Source organism: Paenibacillus sp. KS-LC4 (assembly GCF_036894955.1).
Taxonomy (GTDB): Bacteria; Bacillota; Bacilli; order Paenibacillales; family Paenibacillaceae; genus Pristimantibacillus.
In genome coordinates this window covers 2,164,092-2,186,886 of sequence record NZ_CP145905.1, presented here as the reverse complement: position 1 = coordinate 2,186,886, position 22,795 = coordinate 2,164,092, and the positions used below count along the sequence as shown (strand labels likewise).

Annotated in this window: 20 protein-coding genes; all 20 read right to left on the bottom strand. The window is 49.8% G+C overall.

The features are described from left to right. The 20 genes from yqeK to V5J77_RS09235 all read right to left on the bottom strand — a co-directional run bounded on the left by yqeK (window position 1) and on the right by V5J77_RS09235 (window position 22,644). Window positions 1–573 carry a bis(5'-nucleosyl)-tetraphosphatase (symmetrical) YqeK gene (yqeK, locus tag V5J77_RS09330; RefSeq protein ID WP_338555501.1) on the bottom strand — a complete coding sequence of 191 codons (573 nt, stop codon included), beginning with the start codon at window positions 571–573 and terminating at the stop codon, window positions 1–3. Beyond that, on the bottom strand, window positions 551–1,153 hold the full coding sequence (gene nadD / locus V5J77_RS09325) for a nicotinate-nucleotide adenylyltransferase (protein ID WP_338555500.1): 603 nt from the start codon (window positions 1,151–1,153) through the stop codon (window positions 551–553). Before nadD ends, yqeK begins: the two co-directional genes overlap by 23 nt. Window positions 1,154–1,260: 107 nt before the next feature. After that, window positions 1,261–1,575, bottom strand: coding sequence for a ribosome assembly RNA-binding protein YhbY (gene yhbY, locus V5J77_RS09320; protein WP_046229655.1), 315 nt, complete (start codon window positions 1,573–1,575; stop codon window positions 1,261–1,263). A gap of 41 nt (window positions 1,576–1,616) precedes the next feature. Then, window positions 1,617–2,495 (bottom strand): shikimate dehydrogenase, encoded by an 879-nt coding sequence (gene aroE / locus V5J77_RS09315; protein WP_338555499.1) that lies wholly within the window; start codon window positions 2,493–2,495, stop codon window positions 1,617–1,619. Window positions 2,496–2,566: 71 nt separating this feature from the next. Beyond that, the gene (gene yqeH / locus V5J77_RS09310; RefSeq protein ID WP_338555498.1) at window positions 2,567–3,694 is read right to left on the bottom strand and encodes a ribosome biogenesis GTPase YqeH; all 1,128 of its coding nucleotides are present in this window, start codon (window positions 3,692–3,694) and stop codon (window positions 2,567–2,569) included. A 12-nt stretch (window positions 3,695–3,706) separates the two neighbouring features. Continuing rightward, window positions 3,707–4,216 carry a YqeG family HAD IIIA-type phosphatase gene (locus tag V5J77_RS09305; RefSeq protein ID WP_338555497.1) on the bottom strand — a complete coding sequence of 170 codons (510 nt, stop codon included), beginning with the start codon at window positions 4,214–4,216 and terminating at the stop codon, window positions 3,707–3,709. Between the two features lie 438 nt (window positions 4,217–4,654). Further along, window positions 4,655–5,143, bottom strand: coding sequence for a hypothetical protein (locus V5J77_RS09300; protein ID WP_338555496.1), 489 nt, complete (start codon window positions 5,141–5,143; stop codon window positions 4,655–4,657). 460 nt (window positions 5,144–5,603) lie between these two features. Then, window positions 5,604–7,847, bottom strand: a complete 2,244-nt coding sequence (locus tag V5J77_RS09295; RefSeq protein ID WP_338555495.1) for a transglutaminase domain-containing protein — start codon at window positions 7,845–7,847, stop codon at window positions 5,604–5,606. Beyond that, window positions 7,844–9,097, bottom strand: a complete 1,254-nt coding sequence (locus V5J77_RS09290; protein ID WP_338555494.1) for a DUF58 domain-containing protein — start codon at window positions 9,095–9,097, stop codon at window positions 7,844–7,846. Before V5J77_RS09290 ends, V5J77_RS09295 begins: the two co-directional genes overlap by 4 nt. A gap of 1 nt (window position 9,098) precedes the next feature. Next, on the bottom strand, window positions 9,099–10,058 hold the full coding sequence (locus tag V5J77_RS09285) for a MoxR family ATPase (protein WP_338555493.1): 960 nt from the start codon (window positions 10,056–10,058) through the stop codon (window positions 9,099–9,101). Window positions 10,059–10,197: 139 nt separating this feature from the next. Then, the gene (spoVAE, locus tag V5J77_RS09280) at window positions 10,198–10,548 is read right to left on the bottom strand and encodes a stage V sporulation protein AE (protein WP_338555492.1); all 351 of its coding nucleotides are present in this window, start codon (window positions 10,546–10,548) and stop codon (window positions 10,198–10,200) included. A 4-nt stretch (window positions 10,549–10,552) separates the two neighbouring features. Continuing rightward, window positions 10,553–11,566, bottom strand: a complete 1,014-nt coding sequence (gene spoVAD, locus V5J77_RS09275; RefSeq protein WP_338555491.1) for a stage V sporulation protein AD — start codon at window positions 11,564–11,566, stop codon at window positions 10,553–10,555. Window position 11,567: 1 nt separating this feature from the next. Then, the gene (spoVAC, locus tag V5J77_RS09270; protein WP_338555490.1) at window positions 11,568–12,059 is read right to left on the bottom strand and encodes a stage V sporulation protein AC; all 492 of its coding nucleotides are present in this window, start codon (window positions 12,057–12,059) and stop codon (window positions 11,568–11,570) included. 524 nt (window positions 12,060–12,583) lie between these two features. Next, window positions 12,584–14,614: a beta-galactosidase gene (locus V5J77_RS09265; RefSeq protein ID WP_338555489.1), complete on the bottom strand. Its 2,031-nt coding sequence runs from the start codon at window positions 14,612–14,614 to the stop codon at window positions 12,584–12,586. Window positions 14,615–14,644: 30 nt separating this feature from the next. Further along, complete coding sequence (locus V5J77_RS09260; RefSeq protein ID WP_338555488.1) at window positions 14,645–16,348, bottom strand: ABC transporter substrate-binding protein; 1,704 nt, start codon at window positions 16,346–16,348, stop codon at window positions 14,645–14,647. Window positions 16,349–16,456: 108 nt separating this feature from the next. Next, entirely contained in the window at window positions 16,457–17,347 is an 891-nt protein-coding gene (locus V5J77_RS09255; protein ID WP_338555487.1) for a carbohydrate ABC transporter permease, read from the bottom strand. Between the two features lie 12 nt (window positions 17,348–17,359). Continuing rightward, entirely contained in the window at window positions 17,360–18,322 is a 963-nt protein-coding gene (locus V5J77_RS09250; RefSeq protein WP_338555486.1) for an ABC transporter permease subunit, read from the bottom strand. Window positions 18,323–18,600: 278 nt separating this feature from the next. Then, on the bottom strand, window positions 18,601–19,248 hold the full coding sequence (locus V5J77_RS09245) for a cyclase family protein (protein WP_338555485.1): 648 nt from the start codon (window positions 19,246–19,248) through the stop codon (window positions 18,601–18,603). Next, window positions 19,245–20,843 carry a response regulator transcription factor gene (locus V5J77_RS09240; RefSeq protein WP_338555484.1) on the bottom strand — a complete coding sequence of 533 codons (1,599 nt, stop codon included), beginning with the start codon at window positions 20,841–20,843 and terminating at the stop codon, window positions 19,245–19,247. Before V5J77_RS09240 ends, V5J77_RS09245 begins: the two co-directional genes overlap by 4 nt. Continuing rightward, a complete protein-coding gene (locus V5J77_RS09235) occupies window positions 20,836–22,644 on the bottom strand; it encodes a sensor histidine kinase (protein ID WP_338555483.1) in 1,809 nt (602 codons plus the stop codon). Before V5J77_RS09235 ends, V5J77_RS09240 begins: the two co-directional genes overlap by 8 nt. Window positions 22,645–22,795 lie beyond the last annotated feature (151 nt).

The window sequence follows — 22,795 nt, the reverse complement described above, 5'->3', positions numbered from 1 at the left end:
TCAGCCTCCTGTTTTTAACTCTTCTATTAAACCATTACGTGCTTCTATTGTCAGTGGGAAAATGGCCTTGCCTTTTTTGACCAGCAGCAGAATCGTCGAATCAAATCCCGCCAGCAGCGCCTGCTCCAAGCTATCCTTGCTCAGCCTACGAATGTCATCGACACCGGGAAAATCGCGCCCAGGCTCCATATAATCCGCCAGACAAACAACCTTGTCCAGACGCGTCATCGCAAGGCGGCCCGAAGTATGGAAACGAATCGCATCCAGTACTAGCGCATCCGTTACGCCATATTCATGCTCCGCCACCCAGGCGCCTACTTCGGCATGCCATAGGTTTTTATCCTGTGATAGCAATTCGGGAGCCAGCTTCTGGTCGCGCAGCACCTTCTCCATATGGTCGACAGGCCAATATTTCGCCACATCATGCAAAATCGCCGCAAGCTCAGCCTGCTCCGGGTTTTCCCCGAACCTTACCGCCAGCTCAACCGCCGTTGCCATTACGCCCTCGGTATGCCTCCAGCGCTTCTCGGGCATTTGCGCCTTCACCGACTCAATCATTTGATCGCGCTCCATAAAGGCCCCTCCTCGTAATGAAATAAAACACAGCCTCCGGTACGAGATAGCGGAAGCTGCCGCCAGCTTGAATCGCTTCGCGAATCGCCGTAGATGAGATGCCGATTGGCGGCATATCCACAAGCATCAGCCGCTGCCGCAAGGAGTCCGGCAGCGCGCCAGCCTCCGCCTTCGTGCCTTCCCGATTAAGCCCGATGAAAGCAACAAGCTCCGCCAGCTCCTCCATTCGGTGCCACCCGGTCAAATCATTAACCCGGTCGGCTCCAATGATATAAGAGAAGGAATCCTGCGGATGCAAATGCCTCAGCTCCAGAACCGTGTCGATGGAATAGCTGAGCCCGCCTCTTGCAAGCTCAATATCCAGTGCACGAAAATGGGGATTGCCGCTTATCGCTTCCTGCACCATCTGCAGCCGCAGCTCGCTGTGCTCGCCAGGCTCATGGCTTTTGAGCGGAGGCAAAAATGAGGGAATAAACCACACCTCATCCAGCCCGCAGCTTGTACGCGCTGTTTCTGCGGCAATGAGATGTCCGAGATGGATGGGATCGAACGTTCCGCCCATAATGCCGATTTTACGCATAGCCGCAGTCCTCCTTGTCTGTAAACTTCTCGCTTAGTCATTGCGGTGAAATAAATATCGCTGCATACTTTCCCAGCAAAAGCGAGAACTCATTTCATCGCGAGCCCTTAACGTCCCGCTTTAACCGCCGGCAACTCGATTTTACGGTTTTTCTCTTCCGATGCGCGTTTGTATAGCACAATCGTCTTGCCAATCACCTGTACCAGCTCGGCTTTAGCCGCTGCCGCTACTTCAACTCCGATTTCCTTCGGATCGTCCATGCAGTTGTTCAGCACGGATAGCTTGATCAGCTCGCGAAGCTCAATCGACTCATTAATATGACGAATTAGATGGTCATTCGTTCCACCTTTGCCGACTTGAAATATCGGCTGTAAATGATGCGCCATCGCGCGCAAATAACGTTTTTGTTTCCCTGTAAGCATCGCTCTATGTTCCTTCTTTCAAATAGTAATAAGAAAAGCTGTTAGCCTTTAAAGGCTGCAAGTACCGTTTCGCGCATCGCTTGAACAGGAGCGGGCTGCCCTGTCCAATATTCGAAAGCATATGCGCCTTGATATATAAACATGCCCAGACCTCCATGCGTCCGGCAGCCGTGAAGTGCAGCTTCCTGCAAAAACTTCGTTTGCAGCGGGTTGTATATTAAATCGCTGGCGACGCAGCCCTCTTTGAGCCACGAAGCATCCAGCGGGCTTTCATCTACATTCGGATACATGCCCAGAGATGTCGTATTGATTACGACATCCGCATCCGCGCATACTTGGCGCAGCTCGTCATTCGTGACCGCCGCGATATCTGCGCGGTGCTGTAGTGCTGCCGCGAGCTCCTCGGCCTTGCCGAGCGAGCGGTTGGCGATTGTAATACGCTCCGGCCGCTCGCCGCTCAGCGCATACACGATGCCGCGCGCAGCTCCGCCTGCGCCAATGACGACAATCTTTTTGCCGGCAAGCTCCGGCTCCGCCTCTTCCTTAAGGGAACGAACGTAGCCGATGCCGTCTGTGTTGTAGCCAATCAGGCGTCCGTTATCGTTGACGATGGTGTTCATCGCCCCTACCGCTCGCGCGCTATCGTCGATTTCATCCATTTCCTTCATCATATCCAATTTATGAGGAATCGTCACATTCACACCCCGAATGCCCATCGCCCGAACACCGCTAACGAAAGCAGGCAGCTCGCCTGCCGTAATGTGGAAAGCCAAATAAACACCGTTAATGCCCGTTTCCCGAAAAGCGCGATTAAGCATAATCGGCGACTTGGAATGATGAATGGGGTCACCAATTACTCCGTAAAGCACCGTATGGCTGTCTATGCGCTGCATTGCTGTATAGCTTTCTTCCGCACTCATTTCCGCCAATATCCCCTCTCAGCTGTCCATGAAGTGTAAAGCATGATGTCGAGCTTATTTGCTTATAGCCGTTAAATCAACGAATCCCTTAATAGCACCTTGATGCCTTTCGGGGCATATAAATCAAGCAAGGCGCCTGCCTCGCCGTTCACCTGAATCCAGCCTAGGCCAGAGATGAATACATCCTTCCTCGCTCCCCGCGGCACGCGCAAGGAGTGGCGCGTCCATGCAGGCATTTCGGCAAGCTCTTCGCGAGAAGGTCCGCCAAGCAGCTCGCCCTGATGATCCTCATAAAGCGCATCCGCGCGCTCCATCTTTGTCCGGTGTACATTCAGCGCATTGGAAATGTACAGCGTAAAAGATTGACGCTCACCCTCTACAAAATCAAAACGGACCAAGCTGCCAATAAACAGTGTCTGCTGGTCATTAAGCTGGTACACCAGCGGCTTAATCGGCTTGTCCGGCAGCAGCGACTGCAAAAATCCTCGCGGCACAATTTCCGTCATCCGTGTCGGGTAGACAATTCCCGGCGTATCGATAATGAACTTGTCATCATCAAGCGGAATATGCACAGCATCAAGCGTCGTTCCCGGATAGCGGGATGTCGTCAACTCGCGCTCCAAATCGCTGTAATCTTTAATCAGGCGATTAATCAGCGTAGATTTGCCCACATTGGTTGCGCCGACCACATACACATCGCGCCCTTTACGGTGACGATCAAGCGCCTCAATAACATGCTCGAAACCAATGTTGCGCTTAGCGCTGCACAGCACGATATCCAGTGTACGCAGCCCCTCGCTCTTCGCCTGCTTCTGCACCCAGTTGCGAAGTCGGTTCAGGTTCATTGATTTTGGCAGCAAATCGACTTTATTGACGACCAGCAGCACGGGATTGTTGCCTACAAAGCGCTGCAAGCCCGAAATCAGGCTGCCCTCAAAATCATACAAATCGACAATATGCACAACAAGGCTGTCCGTCGTTGCTACGCTGCTGAGCAGCTTCAGAAATTCATTTTGATCCACCGTTACCGACGATGCTTCATTATAATTGCGAATGCGGAAACAACGCTGGCATATGGCCGGCTCCCTAACTATTGCCTGCTCTGGCACAAAACCAGGAAGCTCTGCATTTTCCGTTTGCAGTTTTACGCCACAGCCCGCACAGGACTGTGCGGCCAGACTAAGCTGCTCTTCCTTCATTTCTTCTCCCCCTCACTTCCATAACCCGCTCTTGCCAAGACTCGATTTGGCGATACGCTCAATTCGTCGGTTGAACCGGGTCATGATTCCTTCATCAGCAGGAGCAATTGGCGCTACAAGAATCGTATATAATCCCATTCGATTGCCGCCCAGCACATCCGTCAGCATCTGATCGCCAATGACTACCGTCTCTTCCGCTTTCAGCTCAAGTACCTTTAGCCCTTTGCGAAACGACGTGTTAGCCGGCTTGCGCGCAGCATGAATAAACGGAATGTTCAAAGGCATTGCAAATTTGGACACTCTGGTTACATTATTATTCGATACGATAACGACTTTAAAGCCGCGCTCACGGACATCGTCCAGCCATTTGATCAGCTCGGGCGTTGCAAGCGGCACTCGCGCTCCCACAAGCGTATTATCCAGATCCGTAATAATGCCGCGAATTCCATTGTTATGCAGCTCATCTAATTGAATATCATAAACCGTATCCACACGCATATGTGGCAACAGTTTCTTGAACATAAGCGTTAAACCCCTTTGCTATTCTCCTGCTATCTTACGAAACTATAACATAAAAAACGATTTTGTTGCAAAAAAATACCGCTGTCCATTGCTTGGGCAGCGGCAGGCTGAATTTTTTCCTTCTATAAAATATAAATGAGCAAGCCCTATAATAGGCTGCAAAGTCTCGCGTATTGAGATCTGTTGCATTTGGCTCCCATTTTATGTGGGTCATGAACTACTTAAATTGAAACAAAATTAAATGGGGAAGTCTAACCGCTCATCATTTGCAGTTAGGCTTTTTGTTTGTAAAAGCTTGAGAAACAAAAAAGAAACCACATGGAGTTGTAAGACTCACATGTGGAATAGTAGTTCAATTTAATTTACATCGGTTATTTGTGTAATTGGTTGAATGATAGTTCATTCGGCACTGGGTAGCCCCCAGCAGAATAATCTTAACTACTTCGTATTAGGATTCTTATAACACCAATCAGGGTCATAGGGTAGTGCTTTTAATTTTTGCATGTCCTCCCAGCTATAGACCCAATCAAAATCTGTTACCCAAAAGTATTCATCGGGATTCAATTTAAGGTATTCATAAATAAAATTAAAAATTAGTTTTTGGACACCATAAATATCTTCGATATGACCCACTTGATATAATGATAAGTCAGAATCTAATTCCAAATCCTCGTGATAGTAAAAATCAATACTTGGACTATTAATACCATGAACAGAAAAAATAATTGATTGTTCGCTTTTCTCTGAAAATGAACTATTATTAATGTTCAATGTAGTATATAAAAACTCACCCTCCTCTGAACAGTATTTATTATTATGAAAATAAAGAGTTGCATCCGCATGAAATACTGAGACTACTGTATCTGCTAACAATTTTTCAGGCGAATACTTGCTCTTTTGTGTTAAAATAACTGCCGAAGTACCCATATTATTTTAATACCCACTTAAGTTCATCCAAGGAATTAACAATAATAACCCCCTTAGACTTAATCTCATCTAGCTTTTTCACATCATTTGGATGTAAATTTGTCAATGGTTTGTCAATATACAAAATAACTTTTTTCTGATCGGGATTGAAATAGTTTGCATTATTGGGACTAATGTATTTATCAAATTACTTCCCGCTCACCCGCCGTCGCAGCTCATCCGTGTCTGCTCCGATCTGAATCATTCGGCGCTGCAAATTCCTCACTTCATCTGGTTTAAATACAACCTGCTTTCCAGCCACATTTCACCTTCACTTTCTTCATTGTTATCCGTGTTTCACATGTGAAAGCATATCAGGAAAATACATCTAAAAATCCAATGTCCCCTATTTTGATTAATTAGTCACAATGATGGCTGAAAAGCTTCTATCTGTCCATTATAGTCGGTTAAAGGCTATTCATTATAATAACGAAATGACATGCTTGACCTTGTTCACAAACTGCTCTGCTTCTTCCGGCGTTGCCGCTGTGCCGCCGTATTTGGCTCGTTCAAAATCGTTCAGCAGCTGAGTCAGCTCGCTGCGAATGTCTGTACGGTGCTGCGCAAAGCGCTGCACGGCTTCCCGCAGCGTCTCATGCTCGGAGCGCTTTAGCCCCTTCCTCCGGCAAACGCGGAGCAGGCGCTCCGTCTCCCATACGATGCGGTCATTGGCCGTATAGGAGCGGAACCGGAAGCGCAGCCACGCTGCCATCAGCGCTTGACGGCGTACAATTAAGCTAACCGCCAGCAATAATACGAGCAGGGAAATCCCTGCAATATAAAAACCTTTGTACGAAACATCTGTTTTTTCGGCGGCAGCCGCTTTATCCGCTTCATCCGTGTCCTCTTCTACTTCTGGTGTAGGCGCTGCCGCATCGTCACCGGCAATCGTATAAGGGAAAGCAAATCCCGCTGTCGGCTCAAAGGATACCCAGCCATAACCTGCAAAATAGATTTCCACCCAAGAATGGGCATCGGAATTGCGGACGGTATATGTGCCCTCTCCTTGTATAAACGTATCTATATCGAAGCGCTCTGCCGCATCGGCACCGATGGCAGGCAAGGACCCTGGCGCAAATCCCTTCACCCAGCGCGTAGGCAGATCAACGGAACGGGCCAGCACCGCCATAGCCGTAGAGAAATAATCGCAGTAGCCCTCCTGAATCTCGAACAAAAATTGGGCAACAAAATCGTCGGACGCCCCCGTCAGCTTACCCAGATCAGGCTCATTCGTATAGGCAAAATTCAAGCGCAAATACGATTCCAGCATTTTCGCCCGATCATAGTCATTGGTCGCATTTTTGGTCAAATCCTTGGCAAGCTCCATAAGCTCGACAGGCAAGTTATCAGGAAGCTGTGTATAATGCTCCTGTTCACTAGAGCTGTCCAGGCGTGCATTCGTACTGCGGAGCTTCGCCTCATCCAGCACGGGAACAGTGGACACGACAGAGTAGGATTCCGGATAGGGCTGCCTTCCCCTTCCCTGCAATGGAAAACGCAGCTCCTGATCGTCAGGAGCCCAGGTGAGCCGGTAGGACAAATTCGCTTCCGGATCATTAATCCAGTGAATTCGATGAATTGGAGCGGCCGCAAATAAAACGGGATACTGGTCTTTGCGAATCATCGTCACCGTCTGCTCCACTTCAATCGTATCTGCCAGCTTGCGGTCATATGGCAGGGAAAGCTCCTGCTCCTTTTTCAACTGATTGACGTTGTTAGGCTCCGATCCTTCATCCAGCTCCAGCCAGCCGCTGCCGGTATAAAACGATTTTGTTTCCCCTCTCCAATAGCTCCGATGGGAGCTTGCAACCGTCATGACAGGCGAATAATCAAAGTTAAAGCCGCCGCCAAGCTGGTCATCATCACGCCCGTAGCCGGAGCTTGTATCCAGCGTTGCCCCTCCGGAATCCGAGCCTTTTTCGCCTAAAAAAACATTAACCTTCTCACCCTTTGATTCTTTCCATATCGTGTACGGGTCCCGCAGTACGGGCGAAATGGATGGCATAAACAGGCCTGCCGCCATCAACAGCGCAAGCACCGCCGCGATAGGCATAAATAATTGCAAAGGATAATGCAGCAGCTCCGTCCAGCTCCCTGGATGGTTACGCTGAAAAAGATGCAAATGCCCTGCTGCCAGCCATATGAGCCCGAGCAATACGACCCAAGCCACATTGCCCCACAGCCAAATTGGGGTAAACGAATCGGCTACGGTCAAAACGAGCAAATTTGCCCCAATAAATCCGAATATGCGAATGCGCGACGTCGTCCAGACACTGAACAGCCCATACAGCACAAGCATAGCCAAGCTAAACCAAATATAGGGGTGGAATTGGAGCAGTATGCTCCAAATGATAGCGGCGATTTTTCGCACTCCCTCCTCTGAGCCGGAATAGCTCGGTGAGGCGCCTGCCACTACCCATGTGGAAACGAAGACGAGCAGCAGTTGGAGCGACATTCGCAGTCTGCGCTTCATCGCAGGAAGCAAGACGTCAACTGCACCCGCAAGCAGCAGTGTCATATAAATGCAGATAAACGTCGATTTCCACCAATAGTTTTCAAAAACCGCAATCGAATTGATCAACGAAAAAATAATAATGATCCGCGATATTCGCCCATACCACTCGAATGCGGCATAATCCTTCCATCTATCTATTCTGCTTCTCATGCTCCGCCGCCTCCTTCAAGCACAGCCGGAAGCTCCGATAGCTGCGTAAGTGTAAAAACCGGCCAGCCTCGGGCGCGCAGCAGCTTCTGCCAGTCCTGCTTCGTCGCGGCAGCGAGGCCGCCCACCTCTACAATATGGAGCAAGCAAGGCTTTAGCCCTTTGCGAGCGAGCCATTCGAGGCTAGCACTCGCCTCCTTGCCCGCTGCTGCTGAAATAACGAACGCGATGGAGCCCGAATCAAGCAGCGACTCCGACGCAAGCAGCGTCTGATATAATGACTGCTCCGCATCTGCATCCACCGCCGTTAAATGCTGCATGATCGCGCCCCGTTGGTCGGCACCCGATTTAGGCGGGAAGATGGCCCGCTGCGATCCGGCAGACAGCAGTCCCATAGCCGTATCGCCTCGCCCACTGCTTTCAATGAGCGAAGCGGCCGCTGATACCGCAAGCTCAAAGCGATCTGCCCGCGTCCCGCTATACGCCTTAGCATCGCGATCAATAATAAGGAGCGTTCGTGGCAGCGACTCTCTCTCAAATTCCTTGGACTTCCAATGCCCCGTGCGCGCCGTCGCATGCCAGTGAATGCGCGACAAGCGGTCGCCAGGCACATATTCGCGCACGCCATTGATTTGCGTCGTCTCCTTTGCCGAGCGCGAAGCGATAGCGTGGGAGTAAGGACCGCGTGCGCCAAGCTGCAATCCGCGCTGCTGACGCAGGGGGACAATTTGGGGCAAAACGCTGAACACCGATTCCTCCGTAAAGCTGCCCGAATGCTCAAACAGTCCGAATACGTCATGAGAGGAGCATGCGGTTGCTCCAAAGCGATATTCACCACGCTGCAGCGGTGGTGTCGTATACAGCACCTCGCCGGAGCGCTTAAAATTTGGCACAAAGGAGGATTCGAATTGCAGCGCTTGTCCATTGTTGCGCTGCAATTGATCGCGGACGAGCACAAATGGTATCGGGTAATAGCCGGGCACCTTTACCGAAAGCTTGACCGTAAGCGAGCTTCCGGCCGCCAGCGCGTCACCATGCTCACCGCCCGATTTGCGCAAGCTTCGGCTGCCGCTTACTTGACTAATGCCGCTAAAGCGTCCCAGCATCAAATAAAGCAGCAGCGCATTCATAATAACGAACAGCATTACGGCCGTTTTGCCGCCTTGAAATAATAAATATAGAAGCGCTCCCCCATATAGGAACGCACTTACGAGCAGTCGTCTGCGTTGCAGGCTGAGCGTCAGCATTTCCATATCAGCGCTCCAATCTCACCGGCACTCTTACCTGTTCCATGATTTGCTCGACCAGCTCGCTCGCTTTGTGGCCGTTCATTCTAGCCTCCGTATGCAAGGAAAGCCGGTGAGACAGCACATGCGAAGCAAGCTTCTTCACATCATCAGGAGTAACAAAGCTGCGCTGCTCCAAATAAGCAGCTGCTTTGGCCGCCCTGGCAAACGAAAGCGCAGCACGCGGGCTTGCGCCGAGCTGAATGCCGGGGTGCTCGCGCGTAGCTCTGACAATGCTGACCAAATATTTTGCCACGGCCTCATCCATATGGACCGCCTGCACCTGCTGCTGAATGCGAATCATATCGTCCACATCGGCAATTTGGGCAATCTGGCTTTCAGGGTGCAGCCGTACCTCGCCGCCCATTATCATCTTCTGCTCGTCTTCCTCGCTAGGGTAGCCTAGCGAAATCTTCATCATAAAACGGTCAAGCTGCGCTTCGGGCAGCAAATAAGTGCCTTCAAACTCAATTGGATTTTGCGTGGCAAGCAGCATAAACGGATGCGGCAGCGCGTAGGTATCGCCATCTACTGTGACATGACCCTCCTCCATCGCCTCCAGCAGCGCGGATTGAGTTTTTGTCGTCGCCCGATTGATCTCATCAGCCAGCAGCAAATTGGTCATGACTGGCCCTGGTCTGAACAAAAACTCCTCCTGCTTCGGATGATAAATGGATACGCCGGTTATATCAGTGGGCAGCAAATCCGGATTGCACTGAATGCGCCTGAACTGGCCGCCGATTGAACGGGCAAGCGCCTTTACAAGCTGCGTCTTCCCCGTGCCGGGAACATCCTCCAGCAGCACATGCCCGCCGCCGATCACGGCAATCATCAGCCTTTCAACCTGCTCTTGTTTTCCCAAAATACTATGATTTAGATTAGTAAGAATAGATGCGCATAATTGCATGTCAGCCTGACGCGTTTCCATAGAAATAACCTCCCGCAGCATATCAAGATGGATAAAGGCATATAGTTCCATTTTACAGCAGTCCAGCAAGTAAGTACAAATGCATCAATTTCCAAAAAAAACTGGAGGATCCCACAGGACCCTCCAGTTTTCCAGTCTATTACCCCTTTGGCCGAATAACCAATGCCGCCAGGAACGAGAAGATAATCGCAGCCGAGATGCCCGAGCTCGTCACTTTAAAGATGCCGGAAATAACGCCAATCCAGCCTTGGTCATGCAGCTCGGTTAAAGCCCCGTGCACAAGCGCATTGCCGAAGCTCGTAATCGGGACCGTTGCTCCTGCTCCTGCAAAGGCAACGAGCGGCTCGTATAAGCCAATGCCATCCACAATGGCCCCGATTACGACCAGTGTTGCCATCGTATGCGCCGGGGTCAGCTTGAATATATCGAACATGATTTGCCCCAAGACGCAAATAGCGCCGCCAACTAGAAATGCCCATAAAAAAATCATCGCCTTACCCTTCCTTTCCGCATATAGCTACAGCATGCGCAATACCAGGAATGCTCTCACCCTGCTGGAATGAAAGCGGCGACATCAGCGCTCCAGTGGCAACGACCAATATGCGCTTAAGCTCGCCCCTTGCGAGCCGCTTCAGCAAATGGCCATAGGTGACAACGGCCGAGCAGCCGCAGCCGCTGCCGCCCGCCTGTACCTTCTGACGGCTCACATCATACACCATTAGGCCGCAATCGCCAAATACGGTGTCATTCATCGGCACGCCATTTTGCATCAGCAGCTCATTGGCAAGCGGATGCCCTACACCCGCAAGGTCGCCTGTTACGATTAGGTCATAATCGCGCGGGGAACGGCCGGTATCATTAAAATGTGCTTGAATCGTATCGACGGCAGCTGGCGCCATTGCAGCGCCCATATTAAATGGATCGGTGATGCCTAGATCGACGATTTTGCCGATTGTAGCACACTCGATAGTCGGACCCTCTCCCGACGCGGCAACGAGTCCGGCTCCAGCGCCAGTAACGGTATACTGCGCCGTCGGCGGCTTCTGCGAGCCATATTCCGTCGGATACCTGAACTGCTTCTCCGCTGTGCAGTTATGGCTGCATGTACCCGCCAGCACATAATCGGCAGAGCCGGAGTTGACGAGCATAGCGGCAATCGATAGAGATTCCATTGAGGTCGAGCAGGCGCCGAAGACGCCAAGATAAGGAATGCCCAGTGACCGCGCTGCAAAGCTGCTGCTTATAATTTGGTTCATTAAATCGCCGCCGACAAAAAACTGCACCATTTCCTTGTCTATGCGGGCATGCTGGAGCGCAAAGTCCGCAGCCTGCTCCAGCAGCAGCCGCTCGGCCTTCTCCCAGCTTTTCTGCTGCATATCCAGCTCGGGATGCACAAGGTCAAAATCCTCAGCCAGCGGGCCGTCGCCTTCGTCTGGTCCCACTACCGTTGCCGCGCCGATAATGACGGGCCGCTTCTCGAACCACCAGGTCTGTTTGCCGCGCAGCATATTATTGCCCTCCTGTGCCGAGAATGAGATGGACGATGCCGACGAAGAAGGCAGCCACAACGCCAAACACGATAACGGACCCTGCCAGCTTGAACATATTCGCGCCGACGCCAAGAACGAGCCCTTCAGCACGATGCTCCAGCGCCGCCGAGCACATCGAATTGGCGAAGCCTGTGACGGGAACAGCCGTGCCGGCTCCTGCCCACTGGGCGATTTTATCGTACACGCCAATGCTCGTCAAAATAACCGAAATGATAATGAGCACAGCAACCGTTGGATTGCTCGCATCCTCCGCCTTCATATGGAGCAAATGCATGAACAGCTCCTGAATCCCTTGCCCCAGCACACAAATTCCGCCACCAATAATAAAGGCTTTCAAACAGTTCGTTCCTATGGAACGGGATGGCTCCCGCGTTTTGGCAAAATTCTGGTATTCCTTTGATGACATCGCCATCTTCTTATATTTTCCTTTGCCTGAGCTGCTTGCTGTCATAGCTTTCCCCCTTTTCCATTATGCCCTGCTGCAAAAGGCTAAACCCGAGATGCGCGAACGCATCAGTTCTTGTTCATTATTTGCCACCTAAGGGGCTATTATGTATGCACCATATGTTTTGCCTTTTTTCAAGCAAAAACGACTTCATCGTCCTTCTAGGACGTGCGAAAAGCTTTGCCTTGGAAATATATGCCTATTTATAAATGAAAACTTTTAAATTCTTATATTTAAAAAAGGAGCATTCGCCCGCCTTAGCCTTAGCTAAAACAGTCGAATGCTCCTGCTTCATTCTATCCCGCCAGCCTACCACGGGTAACCAGCTTAAAATAATAGCGCAATCAACAGCAGAACGAGCAGCACATACAGCGCCAGCACGAGCAAAATCAGCTCCAACTGCTTGCGACTGCTTAATGCATTTGCTTTCTTCATAGGCGGCCCTCCCTGTAGCTATGCTTCTATACATTCAGCATATGCGGGCAGGGGCAAATGCGGAGCTTGTCCGCTGCTGCCATGTTGGCCTCTGCCTAGCTTTCCAAAATCGCTACGCCCTTCGCCCCTATTATAAGCGAGCCACTTACAGCTTCTCCGCTCAGCAGCTCTTTCGTGAACGTGCCTGGTAGCTCCGAAAGCTGAACTGCTTCCGCATTGTGATTCAAAATGAATGTGAAGGTGCTGCCGTTAATGGCACGCTGCGACACTTCAACGCCGTCTGGAGTCTCAAGCATCGGTTCAATGCCCGCTGACTCGCACAAATGAGCCATGAAGCCCTGTAAAAACGCTTTGTCCGGACTTGTCGCCACGTACCAAGCTTTGCCTTCGCCAAACGAATTAACCGTTACGGCAGGCATGCCTTTGTAGAAGTCCGTCCCATATTCAGCTACGACCTCTGCACCTTCCGTATGAATCAGGTCGCACAAAATGCTGCCGGAATAGGTTCCGCTTGCAAGCGCGCCAAGTGGTTTATTAAGCACAATGTCATTTTGCCGGCCCGGCAGCAGAGCATCGATTTCCTCCGCCCAAATGCCCAGCACGCTGCGCAGCTTGCCCGGATAGCCGCCGAGCGTCACAATGTCATTTTCATTAACGATGCCGCTGAAAAACGTCGTGACGAAGGTGCCGCCGCGCGCAACGAAAGCTTCCACCTTCTCCGCAAAACCCGGCTTCACCATATACATCACGGGAGCGATGACCAGCTCGTAACGCTCAAGCTGCTCCTCGACGCTGATCATATCCGTCTGAACGTTCATTTGGAATAAGGCGTCATAATACTTATGCACCTCATCCACATATTTAAGCGCAACCGTCGGTCCGCTTGACAGCTCAACCGCCCAGCGATTTTCCCAATCGTAGACGATCGCTGCCTTGGCCTTCACACGCGAATCGAGAATGCGGTCAGACAGCTGCAACAGCTCAGCACCCAGCTCGGCACATTCGCGGAATACGCGGGTATTTTCATGGCCGACATGCTCAATGACAGCGCCATGATATTTCTCGCAAGCGCCAACCGAGCGGCGCAGCTGGAAGAACAGTACCGTATCCGCGCCGCGTGCCACCGCCTGATAGCTCCACAGCTTCATCACGCCGGGACGCTTAAGCGAGTTGTACGGCTGCCAGTTTTGCTGGCTCGGCGTTTGCTCCATTAGCATGAATGGCTGGCCGCTTTTGAGACCGCGCATCAGATCATGCGTCATCGCCGTCAAGCTGAACGGCGTATCCATGGATGGATAGTTGTCCCATGAGACGACATCCATATATTTTGCCCACTCAAAATAATCCAGCTCGGAATACGTACCCATTAAATTCGTCGTCACCTGCAGATTAGGCGAATGCTGCTTAATCGCTTCATATTCCAGCCTATAGCAAGCTAGCATGCTAGCCGACTGAAAACGACGGTAGTCGATGGAGATACCCTGGAAGTTGGTGCGGTTATGTCCCCATTCCTCACTAAGGGAGTTAGGAGCAACAATCTCATCCCAGTCATAGAACGTATGGCCCCAGAACGCCGTATTCCACACCTTATTCAGCTTCTCAAGCGTGCCATAACGCTGCTCCAGCCAAACGCGGAATGACGCCTCACAGTTATCGCAATAGCAATAGCCGCCATATTCATTCGATACATGCCATACGAGTACAGCGGGGTGAGCTTTATAGCGCTCGGCAATCGTGCCAGCCAGACGCTCGGACAGCTTGCGGTAAGCCGGACTGTTCGGACAGGAATTGTGGCGCCCGCCGAATTTGCGCTTGCGTCCGTCGTAATCGACACGCAGCACATCGGGGTGCTTTTTCGCCAGCCATGCCGGATGTGCGCCTGTGCTCGTCGCCAGACAGACATATATGTCGTCCTTGTACAGACGATCAATAATGCGGTCCAGCCAATCGAGATTATAGGTGTTCTCATCAGGCTGAATGCGCGCCCATGAAAATACATTGACAGTCGCAACATCAATGCCCGCCAGCTTAAACATGCGGATATCCTCTTCCATAACAGACTCATCCCACTGCTCCGGGTTATAGTCGCCACCGTACCAAATTTTCGGCAATTTTTCATTAATCAATGCCAAACAGCCCCCTCCACCCAGTTCCTCTTACTTTTGCGCCCAGAAATCAACGCGGTCTTTAACCATTTGCGTGAACTGCTCGTTCAGCTTGCTGGCGCCTGCTTTGTCGAGATCTGCCATGAAGTCATCCCATACTTTATCGAAGTTTTCCGGCTTCGCCAAAATCGCTTCTGGAACACGCTTCTTCATTATATCTTGTGTTTTTTGGAAAATAACATCCGCCTCTGAGCCTGTTTCAAAATTCAGGTTCCACGCTGCGCCGTAAGGACGCTCAGGGAACGCATCGTCTGCAGGCCAAAATTCCTTGTACATTTCCACTTTATAGGCAGCAAGCGTCTTTTTGTCCGCTTCCGAATATTCCGCTTTAAACTGCTCAGGGAATTTCGTTGTATAGTAGTTGCCTGTTGAATCCTTAACGCCATCGCCGTAACGAGCTGAAATTAAGTAATTTTCAATACCTGTCGTTTTCTTGAATTGGTTGCCGTCATTTGCTTTGAGATTCTGAATTTCTGGTTTGAATACGCGTTTGCCATCCACAACCTCATAATGCTTGCCTTCAATTCCCCAGTTGACGAGAATTTGACCTTCTTCAGAAGCAAGGTAATCCAGAAACTTAATTAGACGAACAGGATCTTTAGCCGATTTGGTTATCGCTATACCGTGTCCTGCCATGTAGCCTGTGCCTTGGTAAGAATGATCTTGAAAGCTTTCATCCAAGGTTACAGGGAAGCGGGCATAGGTTGCGCCGAATTTGCCTTCTGATTTCAGCGAGTTTTCCGCTTGTGCATAGTCCCACTTCTGGTCGATAATGCCGATTACACGTCCTGTTGCGATTTTAGCCTTGTACTGGTCATATTTTTGAACGAAGCTTTCTTTGTCCAGAAGACCGATATCGTTCATATGGTTCAGCCAGCGGAAGTATTCTCTTTCCTCCTCGCGTTGGTAGTGCAGCTTCGTTTCAAACGTTTTCTCGTCAATCGCAAATTCGCCATTATCTGGCAAGCCCGTTGCATAAAATGCCGGGTTTGTTACGGAAATCAGAATTTGCCATTCGCCGCCATTAAGCGACAAGCCGATTCTTTTTTGTCCATCCTCCGTTGTCGGGCTTTGCTCTAAATACGCTTTAATGGCATTTTCGTAATCTTTAACGGTTTTGATTTCAGGGTAGCCCAGCGCCTCAAGCGCCTGATGCTGAATTTCGAAGCCGCCCTCGGCATCAAAATAAGTTTGGCCTACACCAAAAGACGGCAGCTCATAAATAGCTGGATCTTCCTTGCTGTAACGAAGACGGTTCAAATATTCGCCGTATACTTTTTTAAGATTAGGGGCGTGCTGTTCAATCAGATCCGTCAGGTCGAGAAGCGCGCCCGCGTCAACCAAGCTTTTCACGCTGCCCTTCGCCATAACCATATCCGGATATTCGCCGCTTGCTGCCATCAGAGCGAACATGTCGGTATCTGATCCGCCAACCGGAAACTCCTGCTGGAGCGTAATACCTGTTTTTTCCTTCAGGAACTTGCCGACGTCGCTTTCCATGTTATCCCAGTCCGGGTTAAGGTCGCCAGCTACCAGTCTTACTGTAATAGGCTCTGTGGAATCCCCTTGTTCTGCATGGCCTGCATTACCCGTATTGCCTGTACCTGCTTCATTATTGCTGCCAGAGCCGCATGCTGTGAAAGTCAGAGCCATTGCAAGCAGCAAGCTTATTAGTGCGGTTTTCTTAATCTTCATCTTCGTGTTTCCTCCCTTTTAATCGGCATTAAATTTATAAAGCAATAATTTGTATCTAACAGGAAACCTGCTATTACCACATGGAAGCCCTAACCTAAGGCCCGCGCACTAGCTCTTTACGGAGCCGAGTGTCATCCCTTTGACAAAATATTTTTGCAGAAAAGGATAAACGGCTAAAATCGGGAGCGTAACGACCATCGTAATGGCCATCCGAATCGACTCCGGCGATACGGCAGCCAAGTTCTGCTGCACACCGGCATCACGATAATTAGCGCCCGACTGGGTCGATTGCAGCACCTTCATCAGTTCATATTGCAGCGTTGTAAACTGGGCGGCCTGCTGGTTGTATAAATAAGTATCAAACCAGGAATTCCAGTGCTGCACGGCAATGAATAGAGCGATTGTCGCCAGAACAGGCTGGCACAGCGGCAATATAACCCGCCAGAAAATCGTAAAGTCATTGGCGCCATCGATTTTCGCCGACTCTTGCAGGGCGTATGGCAGCCCATCAATGTAGGAGCGGACGACGAAAATGTTCCAAACGCTCAATATAAGCGGAATGATGTATACCCAGAAGCTGCTCATTAAATTAAGATTTTTAATCAGCATGTAGATCGGAATCATCCCGCCGGAGAAATACATCGTCATCGCGAATAACGGTGAAAACAGCTTGCGCGCCTGAAATTCGCGGCGGCTAAGCACAAACGCCATCATCGAAGCCGACAACACGCCGACGATTGTACCGATAACGGTACGCAGCACTGAATTTTGGAAGCCAGTCAGCAAGGTTTTATATTGAAAAATCGTCACATAGTTTTGCAAGGTGAATTTTCTAGGCAACACCGTAATACCGCCCTTCACCGTATCCATTGATTCATTGAATGAAATAGCAAGTACGTTCAAAAACGGGTAAATCGTTATTAATCCAGCAAGCCCCATTACGATGTAAATGATGACGTCTGTGATCATTTCGGACTTGGGTCTAATCGTTCCCTGCATGCTTGTCTCCTCCTAAATAACCGATTCTTTCGTAATGCGTTTGTAGATGGCGTTAGCGCTAAACACGAGTATAATGCTGACGACGGAGTTGAATATACCGATCGCCGTACCGTAAGAGAAGCGGCTCATTTGAATGCCATACTTCAGCGCATATAAATCGAGTACCTCGGAATAATCGACAACGAGCGGGTTGCCGAGGAGAAATTGCTTTTCAAAACCAATGCTGATTAAATGACCGATGGACAAAATAAACAATACCATGAAGGTGGTGCGAATGCCGGGCAGTGTAATATTCCACATTTTACGAAATCTTCCTGCTCCATCAACGGTCGCCGCTTCGTATTGCTCTGGATCAATGCCCGCCATAGCCGCTAGGAATATAATCGAGTTCCAGCCGGTTTCCTTCCACATATCGGACATCGTTACAATCCCCCAGAACCAGCTGCCTTTTGCCATAAATTGAATCGGCTCGTCTATTACATTCAGCCACATGAGCAGGTCGTTGACACCTCCGCTATCTGTGGACAGCATTTTGCTAACTAGCCCAGCGACGACAACCCAGGATACAAAGTGGGGCAAATATGAAATCGTCTGGATCGAGCGCTTGAAAAATTGACCGCGAATTTCATTAAGCAATAGGGCAAAAATAACGGGAACGGTAAAGGAGACGATTAGTCCCATCATACTCATGCCCAGCGTATTGCGCAGGACGAGATAAAAGCGTTCATCTCCAAACAACATCATAAAGTTGTCGAGGCCGACCCATTTTTGTGCAAAAAATCCTTTGGCCGGTTTATAGTTCTGGAAAGCCATCAGCCAGCCCCAAAGCGGTACATAGCTGAATACGAAAACCCAGATGACGAACGGAACGGACATAAAATACAAATATTTCTGCTGCTTCATTCGGTCCCAGAAACGATTTCCTTTGCTTTTGTTCACATGAAGCGGGTGTTCTACGGTTGGTAACGACTTCATCTCTGCCCCTCCTATAAACTTCACTCTCACACCACATATCCGTGAATTTCTCTTTTTAATATGCATTCATCATAACCGATAGCAATTTCGGCTTGGCACCCGACAAATTCCATCTAAAATCATATAAAAATACGTACAGGCTGCTTTTTATGTGATTTTGATATGATTTTTGTGTAAAAAAGGAGGGATTCCGTAAAAAAACACCCTCCGCTTGGAAACAAGTAGAGGGCATTTTCGGAAAATATAATAGGTAATTAGAAGTTTATTCACCTGCTTTGTTATGACTCTACAATGGCAATCGCACGCACCGGCGCGCCATCAGCATTCCGAAATTTAAGCGGCAGCGCACAAAAAGTAAATACCCCTTCTCCTATTTGATCCAGATGAATTAAATTTTCGACGATAACCATTTGTGATTGGGAAAAAATTTTGTTATGGATCGTCAAATTTGCATCCGAAATCGGGTCAACGCCAATAACGTCGAGACCAACGCCTTTTTTACCGCTGTTGATTAAATAATCGGCTACTTCCTCCGTCATATAGGGATAATCGCCAAAATACGCATCCGTTCCCCAATGCTTGGACCAGCCTGTATTAAAAAGCAGAAAATCAACCTTATCGGCCAGCGGACGCGCCTGTTCAATGTAACGCATCGTAATTTGCTCGCCCGCCTGTAAATCGCTGCATGAAAGGACAAGCGCTGTCCCGACAAATTGCTGGGCAGGAATATGCTCCAGCGTCATTCCATCCGCGAATATATGAGCAGGCGCATCCATATGGGTACCGGTATGAGAAGCAAGCGTCAGCAGCGTTTCTCTAAACCCATCCTTCTCATACGTGCTCAGCGTTTCAAGTGCTGGCTGCGGTGTGCCGGGATAAACGGGCGTCTGTTCAAAAATGGTATGCGTCAAATCAATCACTTTCATTCCGTTTCCCCCCTTTGCTTACCATCTAGCACTTCCTGCCGCTGGGCATCTGATTTTACTATGCCTTTGAACGAGGAAGGCGACAGCCCTTTATATTTTTTAAATTTAGCGTGAAAATAATCGACGTTCGCATAGCCGACCAGCTCGGATACCTGATGGACCTTGAGCCCCTGCTGAAGCAGCTCTACCGCATGGCGCAGCCGAATCTGGTCGAGATAGGTGTTGAAATGCTCTCCGGTGAAATTTTTAAACATTTTGCCCAAATAGCCGCTATTGTAGTTAAACAGCTCGGCTAGCGTTTCCAGCTTTAAATTTTCCGCATAATGGCGCTCAATAAAACTAGTAATTTGCTTAATGACCGATACATTGCTGGAATTTCCCAGACGGAACGCAAGCTGCGACAGGCGCTCCTCCAGCAGCAGCATCATTTCGTCATAGTTGGTCTGCTTGTATAAATCCGTTACAATTCGGAGCTCGTCCTGAATGGCCAGCTGCACATGAACCGCCGTCAGCTTGTTCAGCACAATCGTTAGCATTTGCGCGAAGCTGGTTTTAATACGCTGCTCGGAAAGCCTGCTCGTGCTCGCCAGCTCCCCGGCTTCCCGCAGCATCAGCCGCACGCCATCCTGGCTGCCGATGTCGAGCATATAATACAGCTTCTGGGCCAGCTCCTGCAGCCGTAATTGGAGCTGCTCCTCATCCGCCTCTTCGAGCATAGCCTGCTCATCGCCACTAACAAGATGAAGCTCGCCGCTTGACAGCCTAAAGCTATGCTTGATCACCGCAAGCATGGCTTCATAGCTGCTTGGCAGCTGTACAAGCGCAGGCACTGCCTCACCCACAACGGCGATATAACGCTGCTCCTGTGCCGCCTGTTGAATCCACTGCCGCAGCAGTTCGCCCGTGCCTTCCTGCACGACGTAATCTTTCAGCAGCACAGCGGTATACGAACCAGAACTAAATGTCCAGCCTATCCGATTGCTCTGGACAACACTTGTCAATCTGCGCCTCCCCGCAATGCTTGCCGCCGACGTATGCTCCTCCGTTCGCGACCACTCAATCAGCAGCAGCTGATAGCTCTTGGCCGCATCGCCCGTAAGCTGCTTCAGCTCCTTCCATATTTCCGGATAGCTGGCCGCATCGCCTGAAACAGCGAGCTGCAGCAGTTCCTCCCGGCGCAGCGTCTCCCGGTGTTCGAGACTTGCCGCCTGCTCAGAGCGTTTATCGAGTACTCCCGCGATGCGTACAACGTTCTCGTGCAGCTCTGCATCATCAACCGGCTTCAAAATATAAGCAGCAATGCCGAACTGAATAGCCCGCTGCGCATAGCTGAAATCAGCATACCCGCTTAAAACGAGAAAATGGCAGGAGCTGTCGATTTTGCGAATTTCCTCAATCACCTGCAGACCATCCATCCTTGGCATGCGTATATCCATTAAAATTAAATCGGGGGCCAGCTGGCCGTGCTTTATCAGCGCCTCTGGGCCGCTAGCAGCTTCCCCCACCCATATAAATCCAAGGCTTTCCCAATTAATAATAGTGCGCAGCCCTGCCCGAATCATCGGCTCATCATCAACGATAAGCAGCTTATACATCCTCTTGCCCTCCTTGCGCTTGCGGGATTTCAAACGAGATGGTCGTTCCGCCGTCTTCCCCGCCGCTCTTAATCTGCAAACCGGAAGCATGTCCATAGAGCAGCACCAACCGTTGATGAACATTGCGCAGGCCTATGCGATATTCCTGCTCCTCATCCATATCCCCGAGCGCCAGCATAATTTCATCCAATCGCTTCTCTTCTATGCCGATGCCATTGTCCGATACTTGCACATGCAGCACCCGATTCAAAAGCAGCGTCGTCACGGTCACACAGCCGCCCTCATCAATGTTTTCCAAGCCATGAATGACCGCATTTTCAATCAAAGGCTGAATAATCAGGGGCGGAATTTCGAATGATTGCGCACCCGGGTCCAGCTCCAAATTAAAGGTAAGGCGGTCATTGCCGTAGCGGAACTTCTGAATTTCCAAATAGCAGCGAACAATTTCCAGCTCATCCTTCAGTCGTATTTTACCCGCGCCAATTTCCAAATTGCGGCGAATCAGCTTGCCCAGCATGTGCACAATCGAAGAAATTTCCGACTCGCCGTTTACGTGGGCTTTCATACGAATAGACTCCAACGCATTAAATAAAAAATGGGGATTAATTTGGCTGGCCATCATTTTCAGCTTAATATCCTTCTGCGCAAGCTCCAGCTGATCCTGCTGCCGCTGTGACTCGGAAACCTCGTCCATCAGTCCCCTGATGCTGACGACCATATTGTTGAACTGCCGTGAGAGCAGCCCAATCTCATCATTGCCGTCTACTGTAGATACCGTCGTCAAGTCGCCCATTGCTACTTTGTTAAGGTTTTTGTGCAGCAGCAGCATACGCGCAGAAAGCAATCCCGAGAAAAAATAAATAAGCACAAACGCAATAAGCAGACTAATAGCCATAATCGTCAGCCCCAACATACTAATGTGATTCGCTTCGCTGACGATGCTATCAATCGAGAAGACCGATACGATACGCAAACCATTGCGGCTTGATTGTGGTGTGAGCTCCTCCATGACGAGTCGTGAACGCTTGCCTTCATACAAAATTTCAAATGTGCCGGCCCCTTTCCCAGACAATTGGCTGGAGAAATCGAGCTTGGACAAATTCAGCCCCACCTGCTTCGGATTGCTAGCCGCCACAATGTAGCCGGAATCATCAAAAATCATCGTATCGAAGGGCTCCTGACTAAGCAGCGCATTGAGCTTCCCTTGATTGATGCCAATGACCAGCACGCCGCTTGTACGATAGGTAGGAAATGGTATTTTTCGCACGAGGCTGAGATAATTGTTATTTTTCTTCGTCTCATCCTTCATGTACATCCAGTGAATGCCGTCTTCTTCTAAAGCATTTTTGTACCATTGTGCTTCTTCCGTGGCTTTGCTTGTTTTAATAAATTCCCAGTTATCGAGTATGGATTGGTTTGTCGTATAAAAACGAATATTATTAATTTCCGAATACAGCTGCATATAATCTTTAAACGCTCGAAACTCCCACAAGGCGCTTACAGCCTCAAACGTAGATTCGTAATTGGTGTTTACTGTGCTGCGCAGAGCGGTATCAAACAGCATTTTATCCGAAATCGTAATCGGCATGCGAATGATGTCATCCGTCTGCTTCTTGATTTTCTCAACGTTGTTCAGCGTCTGCTGCGTCGCCTGATTCAGCACATTTTGGCGAAAGGCCGCCGTTAAAATAATACCGACTAGCAGCACTGGAATGCAGACAACGAGCAAAAATGAAATCATCAGCTTATGCTTAATTCGAACATCATTCATTTTCCTAACGATTAAGGGTTGTTTCCTCACGTTGGCAAATACCCCTTCTTCAATTACTTCATATATTTCCAGCATAAAATCGCAATGGACATTTAAGAAGGCGTTCTCGAAAGCCCCGCCTCTATTATAGAAGGCAACATCTCAGATGTACACCCTGCTCGCCGCTCTTGCAGCGCCGCGC

Excerpts from the sequence above, each read along its gene's own strand:
- yqeK (WP_338555501.1), bottom strand. The coding sequence starts at position 573 with ATGGAGCGCGATCAAATGATTGAGTCGGTGAAGGCGCAAATGCCCGAG.
- nadD (WP_338555500.1), bottom strand. The coding sequence starts at position 1,153 with ATGCGTAAAATCGGCATTATGGGCGGAACGTTCGATCCCATCCATCTC.
- yhbY (WP_046229655.1), bottom strand. The coding sequence starts at position 1,575 with ATGCTTACAGGGAAACAAAAACGTTATTTGCGCGCGATGGCGCATCAT.
- aroE (WP_338555499.1), bottom strand. The coding sequence starts at position 2,495 with ATGAGTGCGGAAGAAAGCTATACAGCAATGCAGCGCATAGACAGCCAT.
- yqeH (WP_338555498.1), bottom strand. The coding sequence starts at position 3,694 with ATGAAGGAAGAGCAGCTTAGTCTGGCCGCACAGTCCTGTGCGGGCTGT.
- V5J77_RS09305 (WP_338555497.1), bottom strand. The coding sequence starts at position 4,216 with ATGTTCAAGAAACTGTTGCCACATATGCGTGTGGATACGGTTTATGAT.
- V5J77_RS09300 (WP_338555496.1), bottom strand. The coding sequence starts at position 5,143 with ATGGGTACTTCGGCAGTTATTTTAACACAAAAGAGCAAGTATTCGCCT.
- V5J77_RS09295 (WP_338555495.1), bottom strand. The coding sequence starts at position 7,847 with ATGAGAAGCAGAATAGATAGATGGAAGGATTATGCCGCATTCGAGTGG.
- V5J77_RS09290 (WP_338555494.1), bottom strand. The coding sequence starts at position 9,097 with ATGGAAATGCTGACGCTCAGCCTGCAACGCAGACGACTGCTCGTAAGT.
- V5J77_RS09285 (WP_338555493.1), bottom strand. The coding sequence starts at position 10,058 with ATGGAAACGCGTCAGGCTGACATGCAATTATGCGCATCTATTCTTACT.
- spoVAE (WP_338555492.1), bottom strand. The coding sequence starts at position 10,548 with ATGATTTTTTTATGGGCATTTCTAGTTGGCGGCGCTATTTGCGTCTTG.
- spoVAD (WP_338555491.1), bottom strand. The coding sequence starts at position 11,566 with ATGCTGCGCGGCAAACAGACCTGGTGGTTCGAGAAGCGGCCCGTCATT.
- spoVAC (WP_338555490.1), bottom strand. The coding sequence starts at position 12,059 with ATGACAGCAAGCAGCTCAGGCAAAGGAAAATATAAGAAGATGGCGATG.
- V5J77_RS09260 (WP_338555488.1), bottom strand. The coding sequence starts at position 16,348 with ATGAAGATTAAGAAAACCGCACTAATAAGCTTGCTGCTTGCAATGGCT.
- V5J77_RS09255 (WP_338555487.1), bottom strand. The coding sequence starts at position 17,347 with ATGCAGGGAACGATTAGACCCAAGTCCGAAATGATCACAGACGTCATC.
- V5J77_RS09250 (WP_338555486.1), bottom strand. The coding sequence starts at position 18,322 with ATGAAGTCGTTACCAACCGTAGAACACCCGCTTCATGTGAACAAAAGC.
- V5J77_RS09245 (WP_338555485.1), bottom strand. The coding sequence starts at position 19,248 with ATGAAAGTGATTGATTTGACGCATACCATTTTTGAACAGACGCCCGTT.
- V5J77_RS09240 (WP_338555484.1), bottom strand. The coding sequence starts at position 20,843 with ATGTATAAGCTGCTTATCGTTGATGATGAGCCGATGATTCGGGCAGGG.